The sequence below is a fragment of the Endozoicomonas sp. ALC020 genome (assembly GCF_049275935.1).
Lineage (GTDB): Bacteria > Pseudomonadota > Gammaproteobacteria > Pseudomonadales > Endozoicomonadaceae > Endozoicomonas_A.
In genome coordinates this window covers 3,431,192-3,446,913 of the sequence record NZ_CP184830.1, presented here as the reverse complement: position 1 = coordinate 3,446,913, position 15,722 = coordinate 3,431,192, and the positions used below count along the sequence as shown (strand labels likewise).

The following is a 15,722-nucleotide window of genomic DNA, read 5'->3' as shown; positions in this document are numbered from 1 at the left end:
GGTAATCTGAAGTAAGCAACAACCTTTAACAGAAAGATTCTGACAGAAAAACAGGCTTACTTTCTTGATCTATCCTTCCTCTCTGTATACTTGGAGACAAGGATAAAATCATTAAATACTCACTCTTTGCGGCACCTTTGCTGCTACTTTTGCTGACTGTCGCCTGTCAGGCCGAAACGTTGACAAGACGTTATATTGTTGAGCTACAACAGGATGCAGATTTTTCAAACCAAAGTTTTTCTATAAAGCCAAACCAAGGTGCACTGTCGGATGATCCGTCAGATATTGCCGACAAAAACGGTTTTGTAACACCAGATTTACTCTCTGATTATAAACGACGATGCTTTTTCAATTGCGAAATAAAAACCACCCTCATTGAGTCGATTTCCTGGCAGTTGCTTTACGCCACGAATTTGCTGGTTGCCTTCGAACTGATCATGACCAGCAAAGCCCCTCCTCTGGGTGCTACCTCTTATTCATGGCCACCGGTAGAAGGGATTGTCACTGTCGGCTGGCTTTTGAAAAGCTTTTGGAACCCCGACTCACCGATGTTTAAACCGATTGAACAATCAGAAATGAGGTTGACACAGGGGAATCAGCCTTTTGCAATCACGACTATGATGCACGGCTCCGGATATGACCAACAACCACAACAACAAAGCCAGCTACCAGAGTCATCTGGCCAACAAGCCCCACAAACAACCCCCCAGCCAACAAGCGCTTTCACCAACCCTCTGTCTTCTGGCTCCGGTGACGGCTACGAAGACCCTCAACAACACGCACATACTTTGGGTTTAGATTGTTTCGTTCACCCCTGTCATGGCGTTTGTAAATTCCGACCATCTTCCGAATTCACCTGCAACCTGACAATGGTCGATAAGGATGGCCAGCTACGGAATTGCAAGAAAGTCTACAAGACTACTCAATCCCTTTTGAAACACAGAAAAGGATACCACACCGGTAAAAAAACCTGTCTCGTGCCCGTTGTCGGGAAGGATGGTCGGCTGCGACCATGCGGAGAGGTCTGGAAAAATGCCGGTGCCCTGTCGAATCACAGAATAAAGGCCCACACCGGGCAACAAACCTGTAACGTCATAATGGTCACAGAGGATGGTCGGGAACGGCCATGCGGAGAGGTCTGCAAGAATGCCGGTGCCCTGTCGGGCCACAAAAGAAGGATGCACACCGGGCAGCAAACCTGTGAAATCATAATGGTCACAGAGGATGGTCAGGAACGTCAATGCGGAAAGGTCTGCAGCAATGCCAGCGCCCTGTCGAGTCACAAAACAAGCACCCACTCCGGGCAAAGAACCTGTGATGTGACCGTGGTCGATGAGGATGGTCAGCCGCAGCCTTGTGGGATGGTCTTCAAGAATGCCGGTCCCCTGTCGGATCACAAAAGAGACGCCCACACCGGGCAAAAAGCCTGTGACGTGACCCTGGTCGGAGAAAATGGACGCCAGTGGCCTTGCGGAAAGGTCTGCAAAAGCGCCAGAGCCTTGTCGTCTCATAAGTTTGGATGTCACAGTGGGCAAAAAACCTGTCAAGTAATCGTAGTCGGCAAGGATGATAAACCGCAACCATGCGGGAGGGTCTGCATGAATAGCAGCGCCCTGTCGAGACACAAAAAAAGCGCTCACACCGGGCAAAGAACCTGTGATTTGACCGTGGTCGGGGAGGACGGACAGTCGCGGCCATGCGGGAAACTCTATAGTAGTGCTGATTCTCTCGCGTGTCATAAATTCAAACAACACACCGGGAAAAAAACCTGTGACGTTATGATGGTTGTGAAGGATGGTGAGCGACGGCCATGCGGAACAGTTTGCAAGAATCGCCAAGCCCTTTGTAACCACAAAAGAAATGCCCACACCGAACAAAAAACCTGTGACGTTATGATAGTCGGTGAGGATGGCCAACAGCGACCATGCAGAAAGGTTTACAAGAATGCCAAAACCCTGTCTGTGCACAAAAGAATACACCGAAAGCGCAAGCCTGTTGCTGCGAACCAGAAAGACGGCCTCAGCCCTCCATAAGGTAAAGTGAATAAGTAAGAACCTTTAGCAGAAGGTTTTTGACAGAAAAACAGGCTTACTTTCTTGATCTATCCTTCCTCTCTGTATATCTGGAGGCAAGGATAAAATCATTAAATACTCACTCTTTGCGGCACCTTTGCTGCTACTTTTGCTGACTGTCGCCTGTCAGGCCGAAACGTTGACAAGACGTTATATTGTTGAGCTACAACAGGATGCAGATTTTTCAAACCAAAGTTTTTCTATAAAGCCAAACCAAGGTGCACTGTCGGATGATCCGTCAGATATTGCCGACAAAAACGGTTTTGTAACACCAGATTTACTCTCTGATTATAAACGACGATGCTTTTTCAATTGCGAAATAAAAACCACCCTCATTGAGTCGATTTCCTGGCAGTTGCTTTACGCCACGAATTTGCTGGTTGCCTTCGAACTGATCATGACCAGCAAAGCCCCCCCTCCGGGTGCTACCTCTTATTCATGGCTACCGGTAGAAGGGATTATCACTGTCGGCTGGCTTTTAAAAAGCTATTGGAACACCGACTCAGCAGTGTTTAAGCCGATTGAACAAACAGAAATGAGGTTGACACAGGGGAATCAGCTCTTTGCAATCACTACTATGATGCAAGGCTCCGGCTATGAGCAGCAACAACCACAACAACAACAAAGCCAGCTACCAGAGTCATCTGGCCAACAAGCCACACGCCAACCAACAAGCGCTTTCACCAGCCCTCTGTCTTCTGGCTCCGGTGACGGCTTCGGAGACCCTCAACAACACGCACATACTTTGGGTTTAGATTGTTTCGTTCACCCCTGTCATGGCGTTTGTAAGTTCCGGGCATCTTCCGAAAACATGGGGCCAACTGAAAGGGCGCTGAATTCTGAAGAAAGTCTGGCGAGCTCTACAGGAGTAACACCCGGACAAAACCCATGCCCCCATAATTGTCTCTGCCATCGTTGCAGCAGGCATTCTGATTCTGCAAATGAAACATCAAATGATCGCTTTGCCATTCAACTCCAATGCACTTCTGGCCAACTGTTTCAGGGACATGGCATTGATGACAACCCGTTCAATACAAGCGCTCCTGTGCCAGTCCCCTGTAACCTGAGAATACTTGATGAGGATGGTCAGCTACGAAATTGTGAAAAAGTTTTCAAGAGTGTTCAATCCCTTTTGAATCACACAAAACAAGTCCACAGCGGTAAAAAAATCTGTCTCGCGCCCGTGGTCGGGAAGGATGGTCGGCTGCGACCATGCGGGGAGGTCTGGAAAAATACCAATGCCCTGTCGAGCCACAAAAGAAGGATGCACACCGGGCAGAAAACCTGTGATGTTATAATGGTCACAAAGGATGGTCAGGAACGGCCATGCGGAAAGATCTGCAAGAGTAGCGGTGCCCTGTCGGACCACAAAAGAAGGACGCACACCGGGCAGCAAACCTGTGAACTCATAAGGGTCACAGAGGATGGTCAGGAACGTCAATGCGGAAAGGTCTGCATGAACGCCAGCAGCCTGTCGAGTCATAAAAAAAGAGCCCACGACATGCGAAGAACCTGTGATGTGACCGTGATCGGGGAGGATGGTCAGCCGCAGCCATGCGGGACACTCTGCAAGAGTTCCAGGTCTCTCGCGAGTCATAAATTCAGACGCCACACCGGGCAAAAAACCTGTGACGTAATCCTGGTCGGAGAGGATGGCCAGCAGCGACCTTGCGGAACGCTCTGCAAGAATGTCGACACTTTACGGTATCACAAAGATAGCACTCACGCCGGGCAAAAAACCTGTAACGTTATGATGGTTGGGGAGAATGGCCAGCAACGACCATGCGGAAAGGTTTGCAAGAATGTCTATAAACTGTCAGATCACAAACAAAGACAGCACAGTGAGCAAAAAGCCTGTGCTCTGATCGTGACCGATGAGGATGGCCGGGAACGACCTTGCGGAACGGTCTGGAAGAATGTCAGCGCTCTACGGTATCACAAAAAAAGCACCCACACCGGGCAACAAACCTGTGACGTTATGATTGTCGGGGAGGATAGCCAGCGACGACCATGCGGAAAGGTTTGCAAGAATGTCTTTACCCTGTCTGAACACAAAAAAAGAAATCACAGCGAGCAAAAAACCTGTGATGTGATCGTGACCTATGAGGATGGCCAGGAGAGGCCATGCGGGAAGACCTGCAAGAGTGCCTGCGTTCTACAGGAGCACAAAAGAAACACTCACTCCGGGCAACAAACCTGTGACTTTATGATGGTCGGGGAGCATGGTGAGCAACGGCCATGCGGAACAATTTGCAAGAATAACCTTGCCCTTTGTTATCACAAAAGAAGTACCCACTCCGGGCAACAAACCTGTGACGCCATAATGGTCACAGAGGATGGCCAGAAACGGCCATGCGGGAAGGTCTACAAGAATAAAAATGTCTTGTGGCGTCACAAAAAATACGCCCACACCGGGCAACAAACCTGTGATGTAACAGTGGTCGGAGAGAATGGTCAGCGACGGCCATGCGGAAAGCTTTACAAGAATGCATTGACCCTGTCTAATCACAAAAGAACCCATCGAAAACGCCAGCCTGTTGATGCGGACCAGAAAGGCGGTCTCAGCCCTCCATAAGGTAGAGTGAATAAGAAAGAACCTTTAGCAGAAGGTTTTTGACAGAAAATCACGCTTGCTTTCTTCATCTATCCTTCCTCTCTGTATATCTGGAGGCAAGGATAAAATCATTAAATACTCACTCTTAGCGGCTCCTCTGCTACTACTTTTTCTAACTGTCGCCTGTCAGGCCGAAACCTTGACCAGACGTTATATTGTCGAGCTTCAACAGGATGCAGCTTTTTCAAACCAGAGTTTTTCTATAAAGCCAGACCAACGTTTACTGTCGGATAATCCGTCAGATATTGCCGACAAAAACAATTTTATAACACCAGATTTAGCCTCTGATTATAAACGACAGAGTTTTTTCAGTTACAAAGTAAAAACAACTCTCATTGAGTCGATTTCCTGGCAGTTGCTTTACGCCACGAATTTGCTGGTTGCCTTCGAACTGATCATGACCAGCAAAGCCCCTCCTCTGGGTGCTACCTCTTATTCATGGCTACCGATAGAAGAGATTGCCACTGTCGGCTGGCTTTTGAAAAACTATTGGAACCCCTACTCAGCACTGTTTAAACTGATTGAACAATCAGAAATCAGGTTGACACAGGGGAATCAGCCCTTTGCAATCACTACTATGATGCACGGCTCCGGCTATGAGCAACAACAACCACAAAGCCAGCTACCAGAGTCATCTGACCAACAAGCCCCACAAACCACACGCCAGCCAACAAGCGCCTTCACCAACCCTCTGTCATCTGGCTCAGGTGACGGCTTCAGAGACCCTAAGCAACACGCACATACTTTAGGGTTAGATTGTTTCGTTCACCCCTGTCATGGCGTTTGTAAATTCCGATCATCTTCCGAAAACATGGGGCCAGCTGAAAGGTCGCTGAAATCTGAAGAAAGTCTGGCAAGCCATTCAGGAACAACACCAGAACAAAACTCTTGCCCTCACAATTGTCTCTGCTATCGTTGCGTTCGACATTCTGATCCCGCAAATGAAACATCGAATAATCCCATTGCCATACAACTGCAATGGGCTTTTGGCCAACCATTTCAGGTACATGACATTGATGACAACCCGGCCAATACAACCCCCTCTCCAGTGCCAGTCCCCTGTAACCTGACAATACTTGAAGAGGATGGTCAGCTACGGAATTGCGAGAAAGTCTACAAGAGTGTTCAATCCCTTTTGAATCACAAAAGACAAGTCCACACCGGCCAAAAAACCTGTCTCACTCCCGTGGTCGGGGAGGATGGCCTTCTGCGACCATGCGGGAAGGTCTGCAAAAATTTAGTTGCCCTGTCGAATCACAGAAGAAGTACCCACACCGGGCAGCAAACCTGTAACGTGATAATGGTCACAGAGGATGGTAGGGAACGGCTATGCGGAAAGGTCTGCAAGAGTGGTGGCGCCATGTCGAGTCACAAAAAAAACGTCCACAGCAGGCAAAGAACCTGTGGTGAGACCGTGGTCGGGGAGGATGGTCAGCTGCGGCCATGCGGGAAACTCTTCAGAAGTACTCAATCTCTCTCCACTCATAAGTACAGTCGACACACCGGGCAAAAAACCTGCGACATGCCCCTGGTCAGAGAGGATGGTCGGCAGTGGCCATGCGGAACGGTCTGCAAGAGCAACAAAGCCTTGTCAGATCACAAGCGTGGATACCACAGCGGACAAAAAATCTGTGAAGTAATCGTGATCGGCGAGGATGGTAAACAGCAACCATGCGGGAGGGTCTGCAAAAATGCCTATATCCTGTCGAGTCACAAACAAAGACACCACAGCGAGCAAAAAACCTGCGATGTGATCGTGGCCGATGAGGATCGCCAGCAGCGGCCATGCGGAAAAGTCTGCAAGAGTGTTCAAGACCTGTCATGTCACAAAAGCAGATACCACTGCGGACAACAAACCTGCAACGCTATATTGGTCAGCGAGGATGGCCAGCAACGACCTTGCGGAACCGTCTGCAAGAATAAACGAACTCTGTCGGGTCACAGAAGGAGCGCCCACACCGGGCAACAAACCTGTGATGTGACCATGGTCGGAGAGGATGGTCAGCCGCAGCCTTGTGGAAAGGTTTACAAGAATGTAAACACCTTTTCTAAGCACAAAAGAACCCATCGAAAACGCAAGCCTGTTGATACAAACCAGAAAGACACTCTCAGCACTCCATAAGGTAATGTGATTAAGTAAACAACTTTAGCAGAAGGTTTTTAACAGAAAAACACGCTTACTTTCTTGATCTATCCTTCCTTTCTGTATATCTGGAGGCAAGGATAAAATCATTAAATACTCACTCTTTGCGGCACCTCTGCTGCTACTTTCGCTGACTGTCGCCTGTCAGGCTGAAACCTTGACCAGACATTATATTGTCGAGCTTCAGCAGGATGCAGCTTTTTCAAACCAGAGTTATTCTATCAAGCCAGACCAACGTTCACTGTCGGATAATTCGTCAGATATTGCGAACAAAAACGGCTTTAAAACACCAGATTTAGACCCTGATTATAAACGACAGAATTTTTTTAGTTACGAAGTAAAAACAACCCTCATTGAGTCGATTTCCTGGCATTTGCTTTACGCCACGAATTTGCAGGTTGCCTTCGAACTGATCATGACCAGCAAAGCCCCTCCTCTGAGTGCTACCTCTTATTCATGGCTACCGATAGAAGGGATTGTTACTGTCGGCTGGCTTTTGAAAAGCTATTGGAACCCCGACTCAGCAGTGTTTAAACCGATTGAACAATCAGAAATCAGGTTGACACAGGGGAATCAGCCCTTTGCGATCACTACTATGATGCACGGCTCCGGCTATGACCAACAGCAACCACAAAGCCACCTACCAGAGTCATCTGGCCAACAAGCCCCACAAGCCAACTGCCAGCCAACAAGCGCTTTTACCAGCCCTCTTTCTTCTGGCTTCGGTGACGGCTTCGGAGACCCTCAACAAAACGCACATACTTTGGGTTTAGATTGTTTCGTCCACCCCTGTCATGGTGTTTGTAAACTCCGACCATCTTCCGAAAAAATGGAGCCAACTGAGAGGTCGCTGAATTCTGAAGAAAGTCTGACAAGCCTCACAGTAGCAACACCCGGACAAAACCCGTGCCCCCATAATTGTCTCTGCTATCGTTGCACCAGGCATTCTGATCCTGCAAATGAAACATCAAAGGATCCCTTTGCTATTCAACTCCAATGCGCTTCTGGCCAACTATTCCAGGTACATGACATTGATGATAACCCGGATAATACAACCGCCCCTGCAGAGCAATTCGCCTGTAACCTGACAATGGTCGATGAGGAAGACCACTTACGAAATTGCGAGAAAGTCTACAAGAGTGCTCAATCCCTTTTGAATCACAAAAAACAAGTTCACAGCGGTAAAAAAACCTGTCTCGCGCCCGTGGTCGGGCAGGATGGTCGGCTGCGACCATGCGGGAAGGTCTGGAAAAATGCCGGTGCCCTGTCGAGCCACAAAAGAAGAACGCACACCGGGCAGAAAACCTGTGAAGTCATAATGGTCACAAAGGATGGTCAGGAACGGCCATGCGGAAGGGTCTGCATGAGCGCCAACTCCCTGACGAATCACAAAAAGAGAGCTCACGACATGCAAAGAACCTGTGATGTGACCGTAGTCGGAGAGAGTGGCCAACAGAGGCCTTGCGGAACGGTCTGCAAGAGCGCCAAAGCCTTGTCAGATCACAAGCTTGGATACCACAGCGGGCAAAAAACCTGTGCAGTCATTGTGGTCGGCAAAGAGGGTAAACCGCAACCATGCGGGAAGTTCTGCAAGAATGCCAGCGCTCTGTCGAGTCACAAAAACAGCGCCCACACCGGGCAAAGAACCTGTGATGTAACCGTGGTCGGTGAGGATGGTCAGCTGCGGCCATGCGGGAAACTCTGCAACAGCAATCACTCTCTCTCTTCTCATAAGTTCAATCAACACAGCGGGCAAAAAACCTGTGACTCAACCCTGGTCGGAGAGGATGGCCAGCAGCGACCTTGCGGAACGATCTGCAAGAGCGCCAAAGCCTTGTCGTCTCATAAGCTTGGATATCATAGCGGGCAAAAAACCTGTGAAGTCATTGTGGTCGGCAAGGATGATAAACCACAACCATGCGGGACGGTCTGCATAAATGCCTACGCCCTGTCGGCTCACAAAAAAAACGCCCACAGCGGGCAACAAATCTGTGAAGTTATGATAGTCGGGAACGATGGTCAACCGCAGCCATGTGGGACACTCTGCAAGACTGCTCAAATTCTCTCGTGTCATAAATTCGATCACCACAGCGGACAAAAAACCTGTGTCTTAACCGTTGTCGGGGAGGATGGCCTGCAGCGACCCTGCGGAAGAGTCTGCAAGAGCGCCAGGTCCTTGTCGTCTCACAAGCTTGGATACCACAGCGGGCAAAAAACCTGCAGTATGCTCATTGCCGATAAGGATGGCCAGCAGCAGCCATGCGGGAAGATCTGCACGAATGTCAACGCTCTGCGGTATCACAAAAAAAGCGCTCACACCGAGCAACAAACCTGTAACCTTATGATGGCCGGGGAGGATGGCCAGCAACGGCCATGCATGACGATCTGCAAGAGTCCTGCCATGATGAATCACCAAAGAAGATACCACTCCGGGCAACAAACCTGTGAAGTAACCGTGACTGGGGAAAATGGCCAACCTCGGACATGCGGCATAGTCTTCCAGAATGTTAACGCTCTGGAGTATCATAAAAAAAACGCTCACACCGGGCAACAAACCTGTGTCGTTAATATGGTTGGGGAGGGTGGTGAGCGACGGCCATGCGGAACAGTTTGCAAGAATAGCCGAGTCCTTCGTAATCACAAAAGAAATGCCCACGGCGAGCAACAGACCTGTGACCTTATGATAGTCGGGGAGGATGGCCAGCGACGACCATGCGGGAAGGTCTATAAGAATAAGTCGGTCCTTGCGGATCACAAAAAAAACGTTCACACCGGGCAACAAACCTGTGACGCTATGATAGTCGGTGAGGAAGGTCAACAGCGGCCATGTGGAAAGGTTTACAAGAATGCCAAAACCCTGACTGCGCACAAAAGAACACATCGAAAACGCAAGCCTGTTGATGTGAACCAGAAAGACAGTCTCAACCCTCCATAAGATAAAGTAAATAAATAACGACCTTTAGCAGAAGGTTTTTGAAAGAAAAAAAACTCACTTTCTTGATCTATCCTTCCTGTCTGTATACCCGGAGGCAAGGATAAAGTCATTAAATACTCACTCTTAGCGGCACCTCTGCTGCTACTTTCGCTGACTGTCGCCTGTCAGCCAGAAACCTTGACCAGGCGTTTTATTGTGGAACTTAAACAAGATTCAGTTTTTTCAAACCAGAGTTTTTCTATAAAAAAAGACCAACGTTCACTGCCGTATAGCCCGTCAGATATTACCGACAAAAACGGCTTTAAAAGACCAGATTTATCCTCCGAATATAAACGACAGTACTTTTTTAGTTACGAAGAAAAAACAACCCTCACTGAGTCGATTTCCTGGCAGTTGCTTTACGCCACGAATTTGCTTGTTGTCTTCGAACTGATCATGACCAGCAAAGCCCCTCCTCTGAGTGCTACCTCTTATTTATGGCTACCGGTAGAAGGGATTGTCACTGTCGGCTGGCTTTTGAAAAGCTATTGGAGCCCCGACTCACTTCTGTTTAAACCGATTGAGCAATCAGAAATCAGGTTGACACAGGGGAATCAGCCCTTTGCGATCACTACTATGATGCACGGCTCCGGTTATGACCAACAACAACCACAGCAACAGCCACAACAGCAAAGCCAGTCACCAGAGTCATCAGGCCAACAAGCCAAAGGCCGACCAACAAGTGCTTTCACCAGCCCTCTATCTGCTGGCTCCGGTGACGGCTACGAAGACCCTCAACAACACGCACATACTTTAGGTTTAGATTGTTTCGTTCACCCCTGTCATGGCGTTTGTAAATTCCGACCATCTTCCGAAAACATGGGGCCAGCTGAAAGGTCGCTGAATTCTGAAGAAAGTCTGGCAAACCCAACAGGAGCAACACCCGGACAAAACCCCTGCCCCCATAATTGTCTCTGCTATCGTTGCAACTGGCATTCTGATTCTGCAAATGAAACATCAAATAATCTCTTTGTCATTCAACTCCAATGCGCTTCTGGCCAAATTTTTCAAGTACATGACATTGACCGCAATTCGGTCAATACAACCGCTCCGGTGCCAGTCCCCTGTAACCTGACAAGACTTGATGAGGATGGTCAGCTACGGAATTGCGAGAAAGTCTACAAGAGTGCTCAATCCCTTTTGAATCACCAAAAAAAATTCCACACCGGCAAAAAAACCTGTCTCGCACCCGTGATCGCGGAGGATGGCCGACTGCGACCATGCGGGGAGGTCTGGAAAAATGCCGATGCCCTGTCGGGTCACAAAAAAAAGGCCCATACCGGGCAACAAATCTGTGCAGTCATAATGGTCACAGAGGATGGTCAGGAGCGGCCATGCGGAAAGGTCTGCATGAATGCCAGCGCCCTGTTGACTCACAAAAAAAGCGCCCACACCGGGCAAAGAATCTGTGATGTAATCGTGGTCGGGGAGGATGGTCAGCCGCAGCCATGCGGGAAACTCTGCAATAGTGCTGGCTCCCTCTCATGTCATAAATTCAAACAACACACCGGGAAAAAAACCTGTGACGTAACCATGGTCTCAGAAGATGGCCAGCCGCGACCTTGCGGAACGGTCTGCAAGAATGTCGGCGCTCTGCAGTATCACAAAAGAAGCACCCACACCGGACAACAAACCTGCGACGTTATGATGGTCCGGGAGGATGGCCAGCGACGGCCATGCGGAAAGGTTTGCAAGAATGCCTGTACCCTGTCAGATCACAAAAAAAGAAATCACAGCGAGCAAAAAACCTGTGATGTGATCGTGACCGATGAGGATGGCCAGGAGCGGCCATGCGGGAAAGCCTGCAAGAGTGCCTGCGTTCTACAGGAGCACAAAAGAGACACTCACTCCGGGCAACAAACCTGTGACGTTATGATGGTCGGTAAGGATGGCATGCGACGGCCATGCGGAAGAGTTTGCAAGAATCGCCGAGCCCTTTGTAATCACAAAAGAAATACCCACGCAGGGCAACAAACCTGTGACGTAATGATAGTCGGGGAAGATGGCCAGCGACGACCATGCGGGAAGATCTATAAGAATAAGTCGATCCTTGCGGATCACAAAAAAAACGGCCACACCGGGCAACAAACCTGTGATGTTATGATAGTCGGGGAGGATGGTCAACAGCGGCCATGTAGAAAAGTTTACAAGAATGCCAAAACCCTGTCTGAGCACAAGAGAACACATCGAAAACGCAAGCCTGTTGATGCGGACCATAAAGACAGTCTCAGTCCTCCATAAGGTAATGTGAATAAGTAACCACCTTTGGCAAAAAGTTTTCGACAGAAAACCACGCTTACTTTCTTGATCTATCCTTCCTCTCTGTATATCCGAAGACAAGGATAAAATCATTAAATACTCACTCTTTGCGGCACATCTGCTACTACTTTCGCTGACTGTCGCCTGTCAGGCTGAAACCTTGACCAGACGTTATATTGTCGAGCTTCAAAAGGATGCAGTTTTTTCAAACCAGATTTTTTCTATAAAGCCAGAGCAACGTGCATTCTCGGAGAATCCGTCAGGCATTGCCGACAAAAACGGCTTTATAAGATCAGATTTACTCTCTGTTGATAAACGACAAAGATTATTCAGTTACGAAGTTAAAACAACCCTCATTGAATCGATTTCCTGGCAGTTGCTTTATGCCACAAATTTGCTGGTTGCCTACAAACTGACCATGACCAGCAAAGCCTCTCCTCTGGGTGCTACCTCTTATTCATGGCTACCGATAGAAGGGATTGCCACGGTCGGCTGGCTTTTGAAAAGCTATTGGAACCCCGACTCACCGCTGTTTAAACCGGATGAACAATCAGAAATGAGGTTGACACAGGGGAGTCAGCCCTTTGCGATCGCTACTATGATTCAAGGCTCCGGATATGACCAACAACAACCACAACAACAAAGCCAGCTACCAGAGTCATCTGGCCAACAGGCCCTGCAAGCCAGCCGCCAGCCAACAAGCGTTTTCACCAGCTCTCTGTCTTCCGGCTCCGGTGACGGCTACGAAGACCCTCAACAACACTCACACACTTTGGATTTAGATTGTTTCGTCCACCCCTGTCATGGCGTTTGTAAATTCCGATTACATTCTGATTCGGCAAACGAAAGGTCAAATGATCCCTTTGCCATTCAACTTCAGGCACATGGCATTAATGACAACCCGGTCAATACAACCGCTCCTGCAGCGCCAGTCTACTGTAACCTGACAACGGTCGATCAGTATGGCCAGCTATGGAATTGCAAGGGAGTCTACAAGAACGCTAAATCCCTTTTGGATCACCAAAGAAAAGTCCATTCCGGTGAAAAAGCCTGTGTCGTGCCCGTGGTCGGGAAGGATGGTCAACAGCGACCATGCGGTAAGCTCTGCAAGAATGCCAAGACCCTGTCGGATCACAAAAGAAGGTCGCACTCCGGGAAAAAAACCTGTGACGTAACATTGGTCACAGAGGATGGCATGGAAAGGCCATGCGGGAAGGTCTGCAGGCATGCCATGGCCCTGTCGGATCACAAAAGAAACGCCCACACCGGCCAAAGAACCTGTAATCTTGCCTTGCTCGGGGAGGATGGTCTGCGACGGCCATGCGGGAAGGTCTGCAAGAATGCCATCGCCCTGTCGGATCACAAAAAAAACACTCACATCGAACAGAGAACCTGTGGCCTGACCATGGACGGAGAGGATGGTCTGCAGCGGCTATGCGGGAAGGTCTTCAGAAATATCAAAGCCCTGTCGAATCACAAAAGAAACGCCCACATCGGACTAAGAATCTGTAAGGTGCGACTGGTCCGAGAGGATGGCCAGCAGCGGCCTTGCGGAAAGGTCTGCAAGAGCGTCAGAGCTTTGTCGTATCACAAGCTTAGATACCACAATGAAAATAAAACCTGTGAAGTAATCGTGGTCGGCAAGGACGGTAAACCGCAACCATGCGGGAAGGTCTGCAATAATGCCTACATCCTGTCACTTCACAAAAAAAGAAACCACAACGGGCAAAGAACCTGTGTTGCAATCGTGGCCGATGATGATGGTCAGCAGCGGTCATGCGGGAAGGTCTGCAAGAGTGTCGGCGCTCTGCGAGATCACAAAAGATACACTCACAACAGGCAACAATCCTGTGACATAGCAGTGGATGGTAAGGATGGTCGGCAGCGGCCGTGCGGGACGCTCTGCAAGAGTGCACAAACTCTTTCAAGTCACAAAAAAACACATCAACAACGCAAGCCTGTTGATGTGGACCAGAATTAGCAAAAGGTTTTTGTCAGAAAAACAAGCTTATTTTCTTGATCTATCCTTCCTATCTGTATACCAGAAAGCAGGTATAGAATTATTAAACACTCTCTCTTTGTGACACCACTGCTGCTATCGTTGTCTGTCGTTAGTCAGGCCGAACCGTTGACAAAACGTTTTGTTGTCGAGTTCCAACAGGATCCAGGTTCTCCAAACCAGGGTTTTTCTGTAAAGCCTGACCGACGTAAATTGGCGGGTAAGCCGCCAGACATTAATGGCTTAAAAAGATATTCAGAGCCTTCTCTACATTATTTCAAACGACAAAGATCGTATGGTTATCGCATAAAAACGTTCATCATCGAGTCGATTTCCTGGCAATTGCTATACGCCACCAACCTGCTGGTTACTTACGAACTGATACTGACCACAAAAGGTACTCCTCTGAGCCCCAGCTTTTATTCATGGCTTCCTTTAGAAACAGTTGTCGCTGTCGGCTGGCTTTTAAAAAGCTACTGGAACCTCTGTTCACCACTGTTCAAACCAATTAAACTACAGTCGGCTTTTATTTTGGCACTGGGGATGCATCCTTTTTCGGTCACTATTATGATGCCTGGCTCTGAAAATGAACAACAAAAGGGCCAACCATCAGGATGCTCTGACCAACAAACCCCCGTTACAACCACACATCCTATAAGCTATTTCACCAGACTTCAGTATTCCGGCTCTGGTGATGGTGACAAAGCCCCCCACCAACAACACACGTTGGATTTAAACTGTTTTGTCTATTCCTGCAATGGCGTTTGTAGATTTCGATCAGCAGCCGGACCGGGCCCACACTGCAACTTGATTGAAGGACACTGCTCGAGATCCATCAATGATTTTGATGCTTTAAGCGCTCCGGATTTCCGACAAAACCCACTTTTTGAAACATTGAACAGTCTACCTGACATTCAACACCATAATGCGCAAATACCCGGGAATGAATCTGCCACCACTGAAGATTTGATTATCATCAACGGGTTACTCAATCTTCGAAATCAAAGCTCTTTTAAAGTAACACAACAAACGACAACAGGATCATACCAATGGGTTAAAAAACCACGTCATCTTTCAACAGGTATCAGGCATGCCAGTGATCACAGCAGGAAACTAACCTGTGATGCGTCAGTGATTGGAGAAGATGGCCTACAGCGGCCATGCGGGAAGTCCTCTAAGAATACTAAATCTCTGTCGTCTCATAAAAGTAGAGTTCACACCGGACAGCGAACCTGTAACAAAAAACTGGTCGGGGAGGATGGTCGTCAGCGGCTATGCGGTGCCCTGTACAAGAATGCCGGGGCTCTATCGAATCATAAAATCAGAGACCACACCGAACAAAAAACCTGTGACGCGACAGTGGTTAGAGAGGATGGCCAGCCGCAAGCATGCGGAATTCTCTGCAAGAATGCCAGAGCAATGTCAGATCATAAAAGCAAATACCACACAGGACAAAAAACCTGTAAAGAGATCCTGATCGGGGATGATGGAGAGCTACGGCCATGTAGAATGGTCTGCAAGAATGCCATTGCGTTGTCGAATCACAAAAGAATACATCGAAAACGAAAGCCTGTTGCTGTGGATCAGGATTAGGAAATGTTATTTGACAGAAAAGCACGCTTATTTTCTTGATCTATCCTTCCTCTCTGTATACCAGAAGG

General features: G+C 48.5%; 7 protein-coding genes. All 7 read left to right on the top strand.

What is annotated here, in order from left to right; all coding sequences use genetic code 11:
• Nucleotides 1–179 precede the first annotated feature (179 nt).
• The 7 genes from ACOJUO_RS12825 (at nucleotide 180) to ACOJUO_RS12795 (ending at nucleotide 15,654) form a co-directional block, all read left to right on the top strand.
• A complete protein-coding gene (locus ACOJUO_RS12825) occupies nucleotides 180–2,033 on the top strand; it encodes a hypothetical protein (protein WP_422140021.1) in 1,854 nt (617 codons plus the stop codon).
• A gap of 178 nt (nucleotides 2,034–2,211) precedes the next feature.
• Nucleotides 2,212–4,647, top strand: coding sequence for a hypothetical protein (locus ACOJUO_RS12820; protein ID WP_422140020.1), 2,436 nt, complete (start codon nucleotides 2,212–2,214; stop codon nucleotides 4,645–4,647).
• Between the two features lie 178 nt (nucleotides 4,648–4,825).
• Nucleotides 4,826–6,808: a hypothetical protein gene (locus ACOJUO_RS12815; protein ID WP_422140019.1), complete on the top strand. Its 1,983-nt coding sequence runs from the start codon at nucleotides 4,826–4,828 to the stop codon at nucleotides 6,806–6,808.
• Between the two features lie 178 nt (nucleotides 6,809–6,986).
• On the top strand, nucleotides 6,987–9,764 hold the full coding sequence (locus tag ACOJUO_RS12810) for a hypothetical protein (RefSeq protein ID WP_422140018.1): 2,778 nt from the start codon (nucleotides 6,987–6,989) through the stop codon (nucleotides 9,762–9,764).
• A gap of 195 nt (nucleotides 9,765–9,959) precedes the next feature.
• The gene (locus ACOJUO_RS12805) at nucleotides 9,960–12,044 is read left to right on the top strand and encodes a hypothetical protein (protein ID WP_422140017.1); all 2,085 of its coding nucleotides are present in this window, start codon (nucleotides 9,960–9,962) and stop codon (nucleotides 12,042–12,044) included.
• 178 nt (nucleotides 12,045–12,222) lie between these two features.
• On the top strand, nucleotides 12,223–14,043 hold the full coding sequence (locus tag ACOJUO_RS12800; protein ID WP_422140016.1) for a hypothetical protein: 1,821 nt from the start codon (nucleotides 12,223–12,225) through the stop codon (nucleotides 14,041–14,043).
• A gap of 147 nt (nucleotides 14,044–14,190) precedes the next feature.
• Nucleotides 14,191–15,654, top strand: a complete 1,464-nt coding sequence (locus tag ACOJUO_RS12795; RefSeq protein ID WP_422140015.1) for a hypothetical protein — start codon at nucleotides 14,191–14,193, stop codon at nucleotides 15,652–15,654.
• Nucleotides 15,655–15,722 lie beyond the last annotated feature (68 nt).